The organism is Cryobacterium sp. Hz7 (genome assembly GCF_004402815.1).
Taxonomy (GTDB): domain Bacteria; phylum Actinomycetota; class Actinomycetes; order Actinomycetales; family Microbacteriaceae; genus Cryobacterium; species Cryobacterium sandaracinum.
Window position 1 is genome coordinate 39,376 of record NZ_SOFB01000056.1, and the last position, 17,286, is coordinate 56,661.

The window sequence follows — 17,286 nt, forward strand, 5'->3', positions numbered from 1 at the left end:
GCCACCGGGAATTCGGCTAGTCGGCGCCACCGGGACGCCGCATGCAGCACGATCTGAATCGAGTCAGTTTGAAGTTCATCGTTGGGGAAACCCTCGTCTATCCGCACCACGGTGCGGTCACCCTTACCGAGCTCTCCACCATAACGCTGAAGGGCGTCGCCCAGCCGGCGATGACGCTGCGCGTGCATTCGTCGCAGCTCACAATCCAACTTCCCATCGCGAATGCGGGGCTTGTTGGAGTGCGTGACGTCATCGATGCCGCTGGGCTGGAAGAGGTCTATAAAGTTCTGCGCGAGCCGTTCACGGAGGAAGCAACGAACTGGAGCCGCCGGTTCAAAGCGAATCAAGAGAAGATGGCGAGTGACAGCGTGACGCGCGTCGCCGAAGTCGTCCGGGACCTGTGGCGCCGCGAACAGGACGGCGGCGTGTCCGCCGGTGAGAAGCGGATGCTCGCCAAGTCCCGTCAACTCCTGGAGTCTGAGCTGGCGCTGGCGCTCGGCACATCACCGGAAGACACCGTCCTGGCTTTGGACGAGGTTCTCTCCGGAGCCCTCACCGAAGCGGTCTAGGCCCGCGCGGCGGTTCGACGCCCAAGCGATCCACCGACACGACGACGTGTAGGATGCCTTCCACGAGTGGGTACTCGGGCCGTCGATGATTTACCTCCGCCCGTGCTTTCCGCGTCCCGGTACATCCCTGACGAGGTGCAGGAGCACTAATACCGGCTCTTGGCCGAGAAATTGCGGCCGAAGCCCGTCGACCGACTCCTCGAAGTCGGATGCGGATGCGGCTGCGGCTGCGGCTGCGGCGCTTGGCCTGCCTGAGGGGAACGAGCGGTTCGCGCGGTCATGGATGGCTCTCCGAATGTGTCTTCCGCCCGTTGTCCAGATAGCCACCGAGGAGTATCTTCCGCAAAGGTGGGGCGGGACGCTGGCTCACCCGATGCCAGGCGGGTCGTCCCTTGTTGAGAGGATTACTCATGAAACGCATGGTACTGGGGTGCGTTGTCGCACTCGGACTTGTTTTCGTCGGCGCCACTTCGGCTCAGGCTGGAGAGACCAGTGGCAATGGCAGTCCGGTCCCGGGCGCAACGAACGCGAGTTCGGCGTGCGCCTATTCGGGCCGGGACCTCCCCGATGCTGAGGAAAACCAGCCGCCCCAATTCAACGACGACTTCGTCACGGACGGGCGCGTGCAGAGCTACGGGCGGTTCGTCAGCCACGGCTTCAAGGATCTGGTGCCCAGCCCGGGCGAAGCCTGCCGCGGCAACGTGACGTTTGAGGAATAGGCTGCCTAGCCGCGACCTCGGGCAACTGCGAGCACAGCCCCTACGATCTTCCCTTGGGCGCTGACCTCTGGCCGCGACGCGGCCGGTCAGATGGCCATCATGATCGTGAGGGCTTCGCGGTTGCCCCGTCACGGTTGGCGACGGGGGATGCGTCGAGGTTCACCGTGCGGTCGAAGACCCTCCGGGATCGACGGTCCCGTCGAGGATCGCCGGCATGAGGTGTGCGATCTAGGCGCGCACGGGAGAGGGCCCGATGACCGGTTGACAGTAGGTGGCATCAACCAGTCCTTCAGTGGCGCTCGCCTGCGGGAAAAGCGGGCGGCGCCGAGCATGTCGGCGGTGAGGCTGCCGCCTGCGGACCTCCGATACGGGGTGATGGCGAGGAGACTGCGTTCCGGCCGGAGAAACGTTCGACCATAAAAAAATAGGCCGCGCAACCGGTATCGATTGTCGCGACCTATTTCCACATGACGAGTCGGAATGATCCGAATCTAATTTCTGTGCCCGAGGGGGGACTTGAACCCCCACGCCCATAAGGGCACTAGCACCTCAAGCTAGCGCGTCTGCCATTCCGCCACCCGGGCCGAGTGTTCCAGCGGCCGTTCCCGGCCGCCGAATATGTAATCTAGCACGGATTTCGAGGCCCTCCAGCCGCGCCCACCGTCGCCCGCCGGCGGCGAGGCCCGGTAGCGTGACACGCATGCTTTCCTTTGCTGACAACACGCCGGCCGACGCTGCACTGGACCTCACGGCCACGATCGCTCGCGACCTCATCCGTTTCGACACGACCAACTATGGCGAGGGCCGTTCGAACGGCGAAACGGATGCCGCCGAGTACGTCGAGGCGAACCTGCGGTCTCTCGGCCTCGCCCCGCAGCTGTTCGATTCAGAACCGGGCCGCACGAGTGTCGTCGTGCGCGTTCCGGGTCGTGACAGCAGCCGCGGGGCGCTGGTGGTCCACGGCCACCTCGACGTCGTTCCCGCTGACCCGGAGGCCTGGTCGGTGGACCCGTTCGCCGGCGTGATCAAGGACGGCCTCCTGTGGGGCCGCGGAGCCGTTGACATGAAGAACATGGACGCCATGATGCTCGCGTCGCTCCAAAACATCCTCGGCTCCGGCCAGGAACCGGCCCGTGAACTGATCGTGGCGTTCTTCGCCGACGAGGAGGCCGGGGGAGTGCTCGGCTCGCACTACCTCGTCGACACCCGTCCGGAGCTCTTCCACGGCGCCACCGAGGCCATCAGCGAGGTCGGGGGCTACTCGATCACGCTCGGCGGTCGGCGTGCCTACCTGCTCCAGACGGGCGAGAAGGCGCTGATCTGGATCAAGCTTGTGGCGCGGGGCGAGGCGGCCCACGGGTCCCGGCTGATCCGTAGCAACGCCGTGACCCGGCTCGCCGAGGCTGTCGCCAAGGTCGGCCGACGCGAGTGGCCGATCCGTCTGACCGAGACCACCACCCAGCTGTTGGCGGAGCTGGCACGGGTGCTCGACGTCGACCCCCAACGTGTCGGTCCCGACGAGCTGGCCCTCGCCACTGGCACGGCATCGGGCTTCATCCAAGCGAGCCTGCGCACCACGACCAATCCCACCGTTCTGCACGCCGGGTACAAGCACAACGTCATCCCGGACCGGGCCGAGGCGCTCATCGACATCCGCACCCTGCCCGGCGACGAGGATTCCGTACTCGCCGAAGTGGCCGCGCTGGTCGGCCCCGACATCGAGATCGTGATCATGCACCGCGACATCGGTCTCGAAACAGAATTCGGCGGGCCCCTCGTCGACGCGGTCGTCGAAACCCTTGGCCGACACGATCCGGGCGCTCCGGTGCTGCCCTACCTGCTCTCCGCCGGCACGGACAACAAGGCCCTCAGCACCCTCGGGATCAAGGGTTACGGTTTTGCCCCGCTCAAGCTCCCCGCCTACCTCGATTTCCCGGCGATGTTCCACGGGGTCGACGAACGGGTGCCTCTCGACGCGTTAGTGTTTGGCAGGCAGGTCCTGACCGACCTGCTCTCGAACTACTGAACAGCAAAAGGGCATTTCGTGAACTTCATCGACGCACTCATCCTGGGACTCGTGCAGGGACTCACCGAATTCCTCCCGGTCTCCTCCAGCGCCCACATCCGTATCGTCGGGGAATTCCTAGGAACCGGAGGTGACCCGGGAGCCCGCTTCACCGCGATCATCCAGATCGGTACCGAGGCTGCCGTGGTGATCTACTTCTGGCGCGATATCGTGCGCATCATCGGGCAGTGGTCCAAGTCCCTCGTCGGCAAGGTTCCGCGCGCCGACCCGGACGCGCGGATGGGCTGGCTGATCATCCTCGGATCGCTGCCCATCGTGGCGCTCGGCCTGCTCTTCCAGGACCAGATCGAGTCCTCGCTCCGCAACCTGTGGATTACCGCCAGCGTGCTGATCGGCTTCGGCCTCCTGCTCGGCATCGCCGACTACGTCGGGGCCAAGCGCCGCCGGCTGGGCGACCTCACCGTGCCCCATGGCATCGTCTATGGCTTCGCCCAAGCCCTCGCGTTGATCCCCGGCGTATCCCGCTCGGGAGGCACGATCACCGCCGGCCTGTTCATGGGGTACGAGCGCGCCGCCGCCGCCCGCTACGCTTTCCTGCTCGCCATCCCGGCCGTTCTCGGCAGCGGGCTGTTCCAGGTGTACAAATCGATCGTCAAGCCGTGCCTGGAGGGTGCGACAAACTGCACCCCGGAGATTTTCGGCCCGTGGGACACCCTGGCGGCCACGGTCATCGGCTTCGTCGTCGCCCTGTTCGTGATCAAGTTCTTCATGAGCTACATCTCCAGACGTAGCTTCCTGCCGTTCGTGATCTACCGCATCGTGCTCGGCCTCGTGCTGATCGGCCTGCTGGTGACGAACACCATCTCCGCCTAGTTAGGCTGAGAAGATGCGTGCCTGGCGACGACCCGAAATTCCGCAACTCCCCGGTCAGTCCGGCGCACCCTGGCTGCACGATACCGCCACCGCGGCCCTGATCGAGGCCAAACCCACTGACATCGCCCGGCTGTACGTGTGTGGGATCACCCCCTACGACGCCACGCACCTCGGCCATGCGGCCACCTACCTGGCCTTCGACACTCTGCAGCGGGTCTGGCTGGACGGCGGCTATCGGGTGCACTACGCCCAGAACGTGACGGATGTCGACGACCCGCTCCTCGAGCGAGCGGCCGCCACCGGCGTCGACTGGGAGGTTCTCGCCGAGTCGCAGGTGAACCTCTTCCGCACCGACATGGAGGCACTGGGGATCATCCCGCCGAACGACTATGTCGCCGTCACCGAGGTCATCGACGAGATTGCGGATGCCGTGGCCCAGCTCTGGGATGCCGGCCTCGCGTACCCGGTCCCCGTGGACGCGGCCGCCGCAGGCGCGCCCGAGCCGACGGAGGCCGCCGGTTCCGACATCTACTTCGACATTGAGGCCGCGCAGCGCGCGACCTCGTGGACGCTCGGCGACGAGAGCAATCTCGACTCCGAGGCCATGCTCACCCTGTTCTCCGAACGCGGGGGAGACCCGGCCCGTCCCGGCAAGCGGGACGTCCTCGACCCGCTGCTCTGGCGCTCGGCCCGCCCCGGGGAACCGTCCTGGGCGTCGCGCGTCGGCGCCGGCCGTCCGGGCTGGCACATTGAGTGTTCGGTCATCGCACTGAAGGAACTCGGCACGGACTTCACGGTGCAGGGCGGCGGCAGCGATCTGATCTTCCCGCACCACGACATGAGTGCGGGGCACGCGGCAGCCCTATCCGGGCATCCGCTGGCCGGCGTCTACAGCCACACCGGCATGGTGGCCTATCAGGGCGAGAAGATGAGCAAGTCGCTCGGAAATCTGGTGCTCGTGTCCAAACTGCGCACCGCGGGAACCGACCCGCGAGCAATCCGCCTGGCCCTGCTCGACCAGCACTATCGCGCCGATTGGGAGTGGACGAACGCGCACCTTCGGGCGGCGGTGGCCCGCCTCGCGACCTGGACCGCGGCCTTCGGGACAGCGGGCACGGCCGGAACCCTCGACACGCACGCGGTCATCGAACGGCTGCGGGCCGCCCTCGCCGCCGACCTCGACACCCCGAGCGCGCTGGCGGTCGTGGATGCCGCCGCAGCCGACTCCGACAGAGTCGACGATCCGGCACTGCTGGCCCGCGCGGTCGACGCGCTGCTCGGCGTGGCTCTTTAGGGCTGGCGGGGCGAGTCGGTCGGCGGGCGCCCCTCGCCGGGGCCGTCCCGGCCATCGCCGCGCTTGCGCAGGTATTTCTCGAATTCCTGGGCGATCGCTTCGCCGCTGGCCTCCGGGGAATCGACCGTGTCGCGAGCCTGTTCGAGCTGCCCGATATAGGCCGCCATCTCGTCGTCCTCGGCCGCCAGCGTGTCGATGCCGCTTTGCCATTCATCGGCCTCGCTCACCAGGTCGCCGCGCGGGATGACGACATCGATGATCTCCTCAAGCTTGTCGATCAGTGCCAGCATCGCCTTCGGCGACGGCGCATTGTGCACGTAGTGGGGGACGGACGCCCAGATCGACAGGGTCGGAATGCCGACCTCCTCCGCGGCGATCGCGAGCACGCTCAGGATGCCGACGGGGCCTTCGTAGGTGCTGCGCTCAACCTGAAGTTCGGCTCGTACCTGCGGGTTGTCGCTGGAGACGAAGATGGAGATAGGCCGGGTGTGAGGAACGTCGGCCAGCATCGCCCCGAGGAAGACGATGCCGCCGACATCCGCGGCGAGGGCGGCGTCGAGAATCTCTGCGGCGAATCCCTTCCAGCTGCGGGACGGTTCCGTTCCAAGGAGCAGATAGATGTTTCCGGCGTTCGTGCCGCTGACGCGCAGCTGGGCGTCGTCGGCCAGGGGAGCCCCGGCCTTGGCGCGGGTCGTCGGTCCGTAGAGTACCGCACCCGGCCACTCCAGTTTGCGCCGGCCGTCTTCGCCGCCGGCCGAAATGGTGGGCCGGTTGAACTGATAGTCGAAGTAGATCTCTGGGTCGATCTCCGCGACCGGGGATACATCCAGCAGATCCTTCAGGGTGCCCACGGCGCCGGTCGCCGCCTCGCCGGCGTCGTTCCAACCCTCGAACGCCACCACCAGGAGGCGACCGTTGAGGAACCCATTAGCCTCTGTCACTGTCCGAAACCTCTTTCGACGGGGTGCCCCGCACGGCGCACCATCCATCAAGGATAGGCGGTGCCCCCTACACTTGAACTCCGTGAACGCGATCCGAATCAATTCCCCCCTGCCTGCGGCCGTGCTCTGGGACATGGACGGCACCATCGTGGACTCCGAGCCGTACTGGATGCGGGCCGAGACGGAACTGGTCGAGTCCTTCGGCGGCGTCTGGTCCCACAGCGACGCCATGCTGCTGGTCGGCTCCGGCCTCGAGGGTTCCGCGGTCATCCTGCAGGATCGGGGCGTCGATCTGGCCGGCGACGCCATCGTGCACCGGCTCACCAGCCGTGTCCAGGAACTCCTGAGAACCTGCGGTGCCCCATGGCGGCCCGGCGCGCTCGAGCTGCTCGCCGAGCTCAAGACCGCCGGCGTCCCCATGGCGCTGGTCACCATGTCACAGCAGCGGATGGCACGACAGATCGCCGAACTTGTCGGATTCACCGCCTTCGACACCATTATCGCCGGCGATATGGTCACGAACAGCAAGCCGCATCCAGAGGCGTACCTGACGGCTGCCGGGCTGCTCGGCGTCGACCCCGAGCACTGCATCGCGGTCGAGGACTCCATTCCGGGCATCGCGGCCGCCGTGGCATCCGGGGCCGTCGTCGTCGGCGTCCCGCACATGGTCTCCCTGCCCGAGAGTGCGCACTACGAGCTCTGGCCGACCCTCGCCGGTCGCACTCTGCACGGTTTCACCTCGCTGTACACCGCCCGTCGCGGATCCCTCGGCCGCAAGCCGGCCCCGACCGACCCACACTGACCCGAGAGCAAGGACGTAACGCACGCATGAGCGACAATCAGGTCATCCAAAACAGTGGACCCTTCCGGATCGGCGACCGGGTACAGCTGACCGGACCCAAGAACAAACTGAACACGATCACCCTGGAACCAGGCAAGGTCTTCCACACCCACCGGGGAATCCTGGCGCACGATGACGTCATCGGTGTCCCGGACGGCTCGGTCGTCACGAACAACGTCGGCGTGGAGCACCTCGCCTTGCGGCCGTTGCTGAACGACTTCGTGATGTCGATGCCGCGAGGCGCTGCCATCATCTATCCCAAGGACGCCGCCCAGATCATCGCGCAGGCCGATATCTTCCCGGGGGCGACTGTGGTGGAGGCCGGCGTCGGTTCCGGCGCCCTGTCGCTCTGGCTGCTGCGCGCCATCGGCCCCGCCGGGAGGCTGGCCTCATTCGAACGCCGCAGCGAGTTCGCGGATGTCGCCCGTGATAATATCGCGACCTTTCTCGGGTCTGATCCCGCCAACTGGAGCATCACGCTCGGCGACCTCGCCGATACCCTCCCCGACACGATGCCGGCCCAGAGCGTGGACCGGGTCGTGCTCGACATGCTCGCGCCCTGGGAGTGCCTGGGCTCTGTTTCGGACGCGCTCAAGCCAGGCGGAGTGCTGCTCTGCTACGTGGCCACGGTGACCCAACTCTCGCGGGTGGCCGAGGCCATTCGTGCGACCGCTTTCTACACGAACCCGGACTCGAACGAGACCATGGTTCGCGGGTGGCACGTCGAGGGTCTCGCCGTGCGGCCCGATCACCGGATGATCGGGCACACGGGTTTCCTGATCACGGCCCGCCGTCTCGCCCCGGACACGATTCTTCCCGAATTGAAGCGCCGTCCGTCGAAGACCGACTTCTCCGATGCCGATGTGGAGGCCTGGACGCCGGGCGCCCTCGGCGAACGCAGTGTCAGCTCGAAGGTCATGCGCAAGCGCGTGCGGATGGCCGAGACAGGCGCGGCCATCTCGAAGGCTCGCGGGCTCGACGCGGGCGAACCCGACGACCTCGCACCCAACGCCCGTTAGGATTGTTTCGGCCTGTCATCCGGCCCCGAATTTGCCCCTGTCCCGCATAATCACCTGCCCCACACTGAAATGAGATCCCGTGCGTAGAGCTCCTGCACTCATCGCTTCCGCTGGCCTGCTGGTCGCGGTCCTCACCGGCTGCAGCACCCCCGTCGACGCCGCAGACTGCCAGGCGCCGGTCACGAAGGGGGCAGCGTCGAAGCTCGTGTCGGTGTCGGGCGAATTCGGCTCCGCGCCGACGGTGGACTTCCCGACCCCGTTGAAGACGGACTCCACCCAGGCCAGTGAGATCATCGCCGGCACGGGTGCCGGTCTCGTCCCGGATCAGCTGGTCAAGCTCGACCTCAGCCTCTACAACGGTACGACGGGTGCGTTGATCAGCGCGGGCGAGTACGACGGGGTCAACCAGGCCAGCATCGTCCTGGACGACGAACAGTCGCTCCCGGGCCTGGCGATGGGCCTGGAGTGCGCCCAGGTCGGATCCCGGCTGGCTCTCATCGTCTCCCCGGACGACGGGCTCGGTCCGGCCGGCGGAGACCCCAACAGTGGCATCGGCGCCGACGACTCGCTGGTCTTCGTGATCGACGTCGTGCGAGCCAACCTGCTCCGGGCCAACGGCGCCAACCAGTCGGTCGCGAGCGGGCTTCCGTCCGTTGTCCTTGCGACTGATGGAACCCCCGGCCTCACCATTCCGTCGAGTGAGCCGCCGACCGAGCTGCAGATCGGCGTCCTCAAGAAGGGCGATGGCGAGCAAGTCGCGGAAGGCGACACTGCGACCCTGCACTACACGGGCGTGCTCTGGAACGAGAACACGGTCTTCGATTCCAGCTGGCAGACCGGGAAACCGGCCGAGTTCCTGATCGTGGACGGTTCGAAGACCGAGGGCGGGCTGATCCCCGGGTTCGCCCAGGCCATCATCGGGCAGACTGTCGGTTCGCAGGTCATCGCCGTCATCCCGGCCGATCAGGCTTATGGTGATGAGGCCTCGCAGAAGATCCCCGCAGGCTCAACGCTCGTGTTCGTCGTCGATATCCTCGGCGTGAACTAAGTCTCGGCCTGCAAGCGGCGGATAGACTCGCAGCGTGCCGTCCACCATTGAAAAGAACAGCCGTGTTTCGGTAGAAGAACGCCTGTTCAGCCTGGTACTTGCGCTTATCGCAACGGAAGTCGGGTTGACCAAGGCCGATATTCTGTCCACCGTGCAGGGGTACCGCCAGCGCTATCTCCCCGGCGGAGACAACGCGAGCCTGGAGCGGCAGTTCGAACGAGACAAAGACGACATCCGCGAACTGGGCATTCCGCTCGAGGTGGTTGAGCCGCCGGACGATCCCGGGAGCAACCACCATTTGCGCTACCGCATCCCCAAGGGACTCTACGAGCTTCCGGTGGACGTGACTTTCAGTCCGGACGAGCTCATGCTGCTGAAGCTTGCCGCGACGGTCTGGCGGGAGGGCTCCCTGTCTGCGGAGTCCAGGCGTGCGATGACTAAACTGCATGCGCTGGGCATCGACTCGAGCGATCCCGTGCTCGGTTACTCGCCGTCCCTGCGCGTGCGGGAGGCGTCCTTCGAACCGCTCAGCAAGGCAATGGATCGCGGTCAGGTTGTGGCATTCCTCTATCTGAAGCCCGGCGAGGCGGCGGCGCGCCGCCGTCAGGTCGAGCCCCGCGCCATGGTGTTGCACGACGGACGATGGCACCTGTTCGGCACCGACCAGGATGCTGCGGCAACCCGCACGTACCTGCTCTCCCGGATCGTGGGCCCGGTGGTGACGGTCCCCGGAGCCTCGTTCGTGGCGCACGGTGACGGTCAGGGGCAGGAAGCGCTCAGCGAGCTCGAGGCGCTGTGGACCGCCAACATCGCCGTGATCGCCGCCCGGCCGGGCAGCGATGCCGCGGTGAGACTGTCGAAACGAGTCGCCCCGGGAGAGATTCGAACGAACGCGGACGCATCCGCTCTCCACCTGAACTTCACCGATCTCAACGTGTTCGCCGACGAGCTCGCCGGCTACGGCCCGGAGGTTCTGGTGCACTCGCCCGCGGCCCTGCGCACGGCGGTCCGGTCCCGCCTGATCACCGTGCGGGATGCCCACACCGATTTCGATCTGAATGTGCACCCGGATACCACGACGGCGGCCGACGAATGAACGGCGGTCCGGCACTCGGAGCATCCGACAAGCTGACCTTCCTCCTGGCGCTGGTTCCCTTCCTGATGGACCATGACCGCATCAGCGTGACCGACGTCGCCGCGCACTTCGGGGTGTCGCCTGACCGGGTGCGCGACGCGGTCAATCTCATCGCGGTTTCCGGCATCCCCGGGGAAACCCGCCAGTACCTGCACGGCGACCTGTTCGATATCCATTGGGACGAGTTCGAAACGAACGACCTCATCGTGCTCACCCACCTCGTGGCCATCGACGACTCGCCGCGCTTCTCCGCCCGAGAAGCCGCCGCGCTGATCGCCGGCCTTCAATACCTGTCGTCGCTACCGGAGAATGCCGACGTCGACGCGATCGCGTCGCTGATGGCGAAACTCACCCGCAGCGCCTCAGCGGCTCCCAGCCAAGTTGCCGTCTCCGGCACGGATGCCCGCAGCAGCATTGCGGTCGTGCAAGCCGCGGTCCGCGGCGGAGTACAGATCGAGTTCGACTACCTGAATGCCCGCGGCGAGAATGAACTGCGCCGGGTCGACCCGTGGCGCATCCAGTCTGTGGACCGGGACTGGTACCTGCGCGGCTGGTGCCACCTCCGCGAAGCGGCCCGCACCTTTCGCCTCGACCGAATGAGCGATCTGCACGTGACCGACGTGCCGACCAACCCCCGGTCCGCCGATGCTGTGCCGACCGAGACCCTCTTCGAGGGCTCCGCGTCCGACCAGGATGTGACGGTTGAACTCCCGACGTCTGCCGTTCCGCTGCTCGCAGACTACGCACCATACGGCGCCCCCGGCGCACACGGGGACCGCGTGCGGAGGACACTCAACGTGGCTCACTATCACGGCCTCAAACGCCTCGTCACCGGCCTCGCCGGAGTCGTGGAAGTGGTTGACCCGGCCGAGGCGCGCGCGGTCGTGCGCGAGTGGGCGGCCGCCGGCGTGGCCCGCTACGACGAGTCCGAACCGACAGACGTGGGGGAGTAGACGATGCCGTGGTGGTCGTGGGCACTGATCTGGATCGGCCTGGTGCTTGGCCTGCTCGCGATGCTGGCCTGGTTCGGGTTCGCCCTGTTCAAGAAGGTCATGGCCACACTGGAAGCCCTTCAAGAACTCGGCGATCTTGTCGCTGACGTCACCCGGGGGCGGGAGATGCCGCCGCCGGTCCGGTTCCAACCGGCCGTCTTCACAAAGCCCGCCGACCTCTACCGCGCTCTCGAACTGGTGCAGCGTGACCGGGCGCAACGTCGACAGCGGCGGCGGGATTCCTTGATCGCCAGAGGTAAACTGTTTATAACTCGCCCATTGACCCAGAGGACAGATACTGATGCTTAACAACCTGACCGGATGGCACTTCCTGATCATCCTCGTCATCGTTCTGCTTCTGTTCGGTGCGCCCAAGCTTCCCGGCCTTGCCCGCAGCCTCGGGCAGTCCATGAAGATTTTCAAGAACGAGATCAAGAGCGATAAAGAAGACGCCGAAACCACCGGCAGCGCTGACGACTCTTCGAAGGCCGCCGGCACAGCCGATCCGACGACGAAATCGTAAGTCCCGTGGCGGGGCGAATCCCTCGGCGCACGGCCACTGATGGAAAAATGTCGCTGGGGCAACATCTGCTCGAGCTGCGCAAGCGTCTCTTCCTCGCTGCGGCAGGAATACTGGTTGGTGCGATCGTCGGCTGGTTCCTGTCCGATTTCGTGTGGGACGCCCTGCGCGAGCCGATCTACGCCATCATCGAGGCGCAGGACCGCACGGCTCAGCTGAACTACCCAGACATCACTAGTGCCTTTGACCTGAAGTTGAAGATCGCCTTCTACGTGGGGCTCGTCGTGTCCAGCCCGGTCTGGCTCTTCCAGATCTTCGCGTTCCTGGTTCCCGGCCTCACCCGCATCGAAAAGCAGTACACCTTCGGCTTCCTCTTCACCGCCATTCCGCTGTTCCTGGCGGGCTGCGCCGCGGGATGGTTCGTTCTGCCGAACATCGTCGGACTGATGACGAGTTTCGCACCCAAGGAAGACGCCGCTCTCATCGTCGCGCAAAGTTACCTCGACTTCGTGTTGAAGCTCATGATCGCGATCGGTGTGGCTTTCGTGCTCCCCGTCTTCATCGTTCTGCTCAACCTGGCCGGAGTGATCAGTGCTCAGTCGATCATCAAATCCTGGCGGATCGCCGTGCTGTTGATCACGCTGTTTACCGCGATCGCCACCCCCGCTGCCGACGTGATCTCGATGTTCCTTCTTGCCATCCCCATGGTCGTGCTTTACTTCGCCGCCTATGGAATCGCGTTCCTCCACGATCGACGTGCCGCCCGCCGCGCCCGTTCCCTCGAACAGGAGTTGGCGCTCTGAGCGCATCCGATGACCAACCTTGAATCGCCCGCGGAACGCTATGCCGCCTCCAGAGCCCGCGCCGGCCGGCCCCGCCTGGAGTCATTCCGCACCGGGCTCCGCTTCGGACTGGATCCCTTCCAGCTGGCCGCTTGCGCGTCTCTCGAGGACGGTAACAGCGTGCTCGTGGCCGCGCCCACGGGTGCCGGCAAAACCCTGATCGCCGAGTTCGCGATCTATCTGGCAATGCAGAGCTCACGGAAGAAGGTCTTCTACACCGCCCCGATGAAGGCGCTGAGCAATCAAAAGTTTCAGGAACTCGTCGCAGAATACGGGGCGGATGCCGTGGGCCTGCTCACCGGCGACACGAACGTGAACCCGCAGGCCCGCATCGTGGTCATGACGACCGAAGTGCTGCGCAACATGCTCTACGCCGATTCGGACCTCCTCACAAACCTTGCCTTCGTCGTGTTGGACGAGGTCCACTTCCTGGCCGACCGGTTCCGCGGTGCCGTCTGGGAAGAGGTCATCATCCATCTGCCCCAGGACGTACGTCTGGTCTCGCTCAGCGCCACGGTCTCAAACGCCGAAGAATTCGGCGACTGGCTGCAGGCCGTCCGCGGCGAAACGGATGTCATCGTCTCCGAAGAGCGGCCGGTTCCGCTCGAACAACATGTGCTGGTCAAGAGCAAAATGATCGACCTCTTTGACGCAGCCGGCCTGGCCGGGACCCACCGGGTGAACCCGGAGCTGGTGCGGCTGGCCCAGTCGGGCGGGCGCGCACCCGGCGTCCGCTCGGCGAACGGACGCCGGGGCGGCGACCGCGACCGCGGCCGGGGGACCCAGCCGCGTGGCGGTTTCGAACCGGGGCGGATGGACCGCTCCGACATCGTGCGGCTGCTCGAGGGCAAACACCTGCTCCCGGCGATCTTCTTCATCTTCAGCCGAGTCGGCTGCGACCAGGCGGTCCGCCAGGTACTGCGGGCCGGCGTGCGCTTGACCGACGCTCAGGAGCGCGAGGAGATCCGGCAGATCGTCGACGAGCGCTGCCGTACGCTGCTCGACGAAGACCTCGGCGTGCTCGGCTACTTCGAGTGGCTCGACGGCCTCGAGCGGGGTGTCGCCGCCCACCACGCCGGGCTGCTTCCGGCGTTCAAGGAGGTCGTCGAGGAGCTGTTTCAGAAGAAGCTCCTAAAGGCCGTCTTCGCCACGGAAACCCTGGCGCTCGGCATCAACATGCCGGCCCGTACGGTGGTGCTCGACAAGCTCGAGAAGTTCAACGGCGAGGCGAGAGTGCCGGTCACCCCGGGGGAGTACACCCAGCTGACCGGTCGGGCCGGGCGGCGCGGCATTGACATCGAGGGCCACTCGGTGATCCAGTGGGCTTCCGGACTCGACCCTCAGACGGTGGCGTCACTCGCGTCTCGACGCACCTACCCGCTCAATTCCAGCTTTAAGCCGACCTACAACATGGCCGTCAACCTGATCGACCAGTTCGGTCGGGAACGCACGCGTGAGGTCCTCGAGTCCTCGTTTGCCCAGTTCCAGGCCGATCGGGCGGTCGTCGACCTGGCACGCAGAGTGCGCCAACAGGAAGAGTCACTGACCGGGTTCGCACAGTCCATGGTCTGCCACCTGGGCGACTTCACCGAATACTCCGCCATCCGTCGCAATCTCACCGACGTCGAGCGCCAAAATGCGGCGGGGGAGACCGGCGCCCGTGCGGCGCGCGAGCGCCGCCAGCGCGAACTCGGCAGCCTGCGTAAGCGCATGCGCGAGCATCCGTGCCATAGCTGCCCTGAGCGCGAGCAGCACGCACGGTGGGCACAGCGCTGGTGGACGCTGAGGCGAGACACGGATACCCTCACCCAGCAGATTACGACACGCACCGGCGCCGTCGCACGCGTCTTCGACCGGGTGACCGAAGTTCTCGTGGGCTACGGCTATCTCGTCGAGAACCCCGACGGCACGGTCACGCTCAGCCCGAGCGGCCTGATCCTGCGGCGCATCTACGCGGACCGTGACCTCCTGGTAGCGGAATCGCTGCGCCGGGGCCTGTGGAACGACCTCGACCCAGCGGGTCTCGCCGCCATGGCCTGCGCTCTCGTTTTCGAACCCCGCCGCGAAGAGGGTTTGATCGACGAACGCTACCTGCCCAAGGGCGCCTTCCGCGAGGCCCTGCACGAGACCCAGGAGTTGTGGAGCCGCCTCGATGATCTCGAACGCGATCACAAGCTTCCCGGCAGCAACCCCCTCGCGGTGGGACTCAGCCTGGCGATATGGAAGTGGGCGCGAGCCGGTTCGCTCATCGACGTCCTGGATGAGGCCGAGATGGCGGCGGGCGACTTCGTGCGCTGGACGAAGCAGACCATCGACCTTCTGGATCAGCTCTCGGTCGTGGCCGACGACCCCGTCGGCCGCACCGCTCGCAAGGCCATGGATGCGATCCGCCGTGGGATCGTGGCCTACTCGTCAGTCGCCTAGGCTGATGACGTGATCTCGGGGACCCTTCGGCCATTGGCCCTCCCGTTGCCGGCCGCTATTCTGCTCGCCGCGGCGGCCGGCGCGATCCTGGACGCCGGGTTTCCCGATCGGTCGTGGTGGATTCTGGCCCTGGTCGGAGTCTTCCTGATGCTCTTTGCCCTACTGGGGCGTGGTTTCTGGTCCGGCCTGCTCATCGGGTCGGTGGCCGGATCAGCGTTCTGGTTGATCCACATCAGCTGGCTGACGCTCTATCTCGGACCTGTGCCCTGGCTGGCACTGGCCGGCTTGCAAACCATATTCTTCTGCATCAGCCTGGCGCTGATCGGTGTCGTGCTCGAAACGGGGCCGCGGGTGTGGCCGACCAGCCTGGGCCGCCTCGGCGTGGTGCCGGTGGTCGTGGCTGGGCTGTGGACGGCGCGGGAAGCACTCGCCTCGGTATGGCCGTATGGCGGATTCGCTTGGGGCAGGGTGGCCATCTCCCAGTCCGAGAGCCCGTTCAATTCACTGGTGGCCTGGGTCGGCATGTCGGGACTCAGCTTCGTCCTGGTCTGGCTTTGCGCCCTGGCTCTGCAGTTGCTCCGCGAAACCCCGGTGCGACTCACCGTGCGCTCAGGCATCGCCGCAGGGGCGATCGCGGTCGTATTGGTCGTACCGGCCTGGCCGACGGTACAGACGGGGGAGGTGCGTCTGGCTGCCATCCAGGGTGCATCGGATGCCGGTCTGTTCGCGCGCTACTCACCGGGGCAGATCCTGGCGGACCACACTTCGGCGACCTTGGCCGTCATCGACGAGGAGGTCGACTTCGTCGTGTGGCCGGAGAACGCCAGCGACATAGACCCACTTCGTTCAGCGGATGCCGCCAAGAACCTGGACTTCCTCAGCCACCGGATGGGCGTCCCGATCATCGCGGGAGCGATAACGCAGCGGAACAACAAGATCTACAACAGTTCTCTGCTGTGGCAGGAGGGGGAGGGCGCCGTCGACATCTACGACAAGGTGCATCCGGTGCCCTTCGCGGAGTACATGCCGGACCGTGCGTTCTGGCGGCCATTTGCTCCCGAGCTGATCGACCTGGTCGCGCGCGACTACGCCATCGGCACCCGGGACAACGTTTTCGACATCAACGGGATCGTGGCGGGGCTCGCCATCTGCTTCGATATCGCCGACGACCAGCTCGTTCAGGAAATGGTCGACGACAAAGCCGAGATCATCCTTGCCCAGACGAACAACGCCGACTTCGGCCGCACCGACGAGAGCGTGCAGCAGTTGGCCATCGCGCGACTCCGAGCCATCGAAGCCGGGCGCACAGTCGTGAATATCTCCACCGTGGGCACCAGCGCCATCATCACGCCGGATGGTGCCACGCTCGACAGTCTGCCGACCTGGCTGCCCGGAGCGATGGTGCAGTCAGTTCCCCTGAGCGACACGGTCACCCCGGCGATGGCTGCGGGACGGGTAATCGAGTGGCTGGTGTGCGGCCTCGGCCTTGCCGGGTTTGTACTGTGCTCTCGTAACACGCTGCGCGCCCGACGAAATCGGGCGCATAGCGTGTGATCCTGATCAGTTCAGGCGGCGCGAAAAAGGGCCGATCAGGCGCCGATCTTCTGCTGTCCGCGACGCTCCCGCAGGAACGTCAGCCGTTCCTCAAGGAGTTCCTCGAGCTCGGCGCGGGTGCGTCGCTCCAGGAGCATGTCCCAATGCGTACGCGGTACTTTCTCGTCGGAATGGTCCACTATCACCGGTTTGGAGTCAACCAACCGGGTTGCTGTCTGTGAACAGAAGCGACATTCCCATTCGTCAGGAGCTTCCGCCTCTGCCGAGAAGATCATGACCGTCTCCCGTGCGCACGTCGCACACAGATACGTGTGACTAACTCGTGGTGAAAAGGTTACGCCCTCTTCGCTCTGAAGGCTTTGTGCGCCTAACCTCATGCCACGCAAACTGCGATCCGCCATCGTGTGGTCTCCTCTCGCGATACAACTTCTAGGTATAAACCATCAAGCTGGACGTTATCTTTCCGTTATGTGACTTCTCGGAGCGAAC

General features: G+C 65.7%; 17 protein-coding genes and 1 tRNA gene. 15 read left to right on the forward strand and 3 right to left on the reverse strand.

The window, feature by feature from the left end; all coding sequences use genetic code 11:
- Positions 1–68: 68 nt before the first annotated feature.
- Together E3N86_RS14440 and E3N86_RS14445 are read left to right on the forward strand one after the other, a co-directional pair.
- The gene (locus tag E3N86_RS14440; protein WP_104102105.1) at positions 69–569 is read left to right on the forward strand and encodes a CarD family transcriptional regulator; all 501 of its coding nucleotides are present in this window, start codon (positions 69–71) and stop codon (positions 567–569) included.
- 410 nt (positions 570–979) lie between these two features.
- Complete coding sequence (locus tag E3N86_RS14445; RefSeq protein WP_104102102.1) at positions 980–1,288, forward strand: hypothetical protein; 309 nt, start codon at positions 980–982, stop codon at positions 1,286–1,288.
- Positions 1,289–1,789: 501 nt separating this feature from the next.
- Here E3N86_RS14445 and E3N86_RS14450 read toward each other — a convergent pair.
- Positions 1,790–1,872, reverse strand: a tRNA-Leu gene (locus tag E3N86_RS14450).
- Positions 1,873–1,988: 116 nt separating this feature from the next.
- Here E3N86_RS14450 and E3N86_RS14455 point away from each other — a divergent pair.
- The 3 genes from E3N86_RS14455 to mshC are packed head-to-tail and all read left to right on the forward strand — an operon-like array spanning position 1,989 to position 5,481.
- A complete protein-coding gene (locus E3N86_RS14455; protein WP_134512211.1) occupies positions 1,989–3,314 on the forward strand; it encodes a M20/M25/M40 family metallo-hydrolase in 1,326 nt (441 codons plus the stop codon).
- 18 nt (positions 3,315–3,332) lie between these two features.
- Entirely contained in the window at positions 3,333–4,187 is an 855-nt protein-coding gene (locus E3N86_RS14460) for an undecaprenyl-diphosphate phosphatase (RefSeq protein WP_134373750.1), read from the forward strand.
- Between the two features lie 13 nt (positions 4,188–4,200).
- Positions 4,201–5,481, forward strand: a complete 1,281-nt coding sequence (mshC, locus tag E3N86_RS14465; RefSeq protein WP_134373752.1) for a cysteine--1-D-myo-inosityl 2-amino-2-deoxy-alpha-D-glucopyranoside ligase — start codon at positions 4,201–4,203, stop codon at positions 5,479–5,481.
- On the opposite strand, the gene E3N86_RS14470 is transcribed toward mshC, so the two are convergent.
- The gene (locus E3N86_RS14470; RefSeq protein ID WP_241986170.1) at positions 5,478–6,422 is read right to left on the reverse strand and encodes a proteasome assembly chaperone family protein; all 945 of its coding nucleotides are present in this window, start codon (positions 6,420–6,422) and stop codon (positions 5,478–5,480) included. The genes mshC and E3N86_RS14470 overlap by 4 nt on opposite strands.
- A gap of 97 nt (positions 6,423–6,519) precedes the next feature.
- Here E3N86_RS14470 and E3N86_RS14475 point away from each other — a divergent pair, with 97 nt between their 5' ends.
- From E3N86_RS14475 to lnt, 10 genes are all read left to right on the forward strand, one after another.
- Positions 6,520–7,224 carry an HAD family hydrolase gene (locus E3N86_RS14475; protein ID WP_370247858.1) on the forward strand — a complete coding sequence of 235 codons (705 nt, stop codon included), beginning with the start codon at positions 6,520–6,522 and terminating at the stop codon, positions 7,222–7,224.
- Positions 7,225–7,250: 26 nt separating this feature from the next.
- On the forward strand, positions 7,251–8,282 hold the full coding sequence (locus E3N86_RS14480; RefSeq protein WP_134401648.1) for a tRNA (adenine-N1)-methyltransferase: 1,032 nt from the start codon (positions 7,251–7,253) through the stop codon (positions 8,280–8,282).
- Positions 8,283–8,361: 79 nt separating this feature from the next.
- Positions 8,362–9,330, forward strand: a complete 969-nt coding sequence (locus E3N86_RS14485) for an FKBP-type peptidyl-prolyl cis-trans isomerase (RefSeq protein ID WP_104102087.1) — start codon at positions 8,362–8,364, stop codon at positions 9,328–9,330.
- A 34-nt stretch (positions 9,331–9,364) separates the two neighbouring features.
- On the forward strand, positions 9,365–10,426 hold the full coding sequence (locus E3N86_RS14490; protein WP_241976885.1) for a YafY family protein: 1,062 nt from the start codon (positions 9,365–9,367) through the stop codon (positions 10,424–10,426).
- Positions 10,423–11,418: a YafY family protein gene (locus E3N86_RS14495; protein WP_134373758.1), complete on the forward strand. Its 996-nt coding sequence runs from the start codon at positions 10,423–10,425 to the stop codon at positions 11,416–11,418. The genes E3N86_RS14490 and E3N86_RS14495 overlap by 4 nt, the downstream gene beginning before the upstream one ends.
- A gap of 3 nt (positions 11,419–11,421) precedes the next feature.
- On the forward strand, positions 11,422–11,766 hold the full coding sequence (locus E3N86_RS14500) for a hypothetical protein (RefSeq protein ID WP_134373760.1): 345 nt from the start codon (positions 11,422–11,424) through the stop codon (positions 11,764–11,766).
- The gene (tatA, locus tag E3N86_RS14505) at positions 11,759–11,980 is read left to right on the forward strand and encodes a twin-arginine translocase TatA/TatE family subunit (protein ID WP_104102079.1); all 222 of its coding nucleotides are present in this window, start codon (positions 11,759–11,761) and stop codon (positions 11,978–11,980) included. Before E3N86_RS14500 ends, tatA begins: the two co-directional genes overlap by 8 nt.
- Before the next feature lie 47 nt (positions 11,981–12,027).
- Positions 12,028–12,780 (forward strand): twin-arginine translocase subunit TatC, encoded by a 753-nt coding sequence (tatC, locus tag E3N86_RS14510; protein WP_104169905.1) that lies wholly within the window; start codon positions 12,028–12,030, stop codon positions 12,778–12,780.
- A 9-nt stretch (positions 12,781–12,789) separates the two neighbouring features.
- Positions 12,790–15,243 carry an RNA helicase gene (locus tag E3N86_RS14515; protein ID WP_134512213.1) on the forward strand — a complete coding sequence of 818 codons (2,454 nt, stop codon included), beginning with the start codon at positions 12,790–12,792 and terminating at the stop codon, positions 15,241–15,243.
- A gap of 9 nt (positions 15,244–15,252) precedes the next feature.
- Positions 15,253–16,797, forward strand: a complete 1,545-nt coding sequence (gene lnt / locus E3N86_RS14520; protein WP_134512214.1) for an apolipoprotein N-acyltransferase — start codon at positions 15,253–15,255, stop codon at positions 16,795–16,797.
- Positions 16,798–16,832: 35 nt separating this feature from the next.
- On the opposite strand, the gene E3N86_RS14525 is transcribed toward lnt, so the two are convergent.
- On the reverse strand, positions 16,833–17,198 hold the full coding sequence (locus E3N86_RS14525; RefSeq protein ID WP_104102069.1) for an RNA polymerase-binding protein RbpA: 366 nt from the start codon (positions 17,196–17,198) through the stop codon (positions 16,833–16,835).
- Between the last annotated feature and the right edge of the window lie 88 nt (positions 17,199–17,286).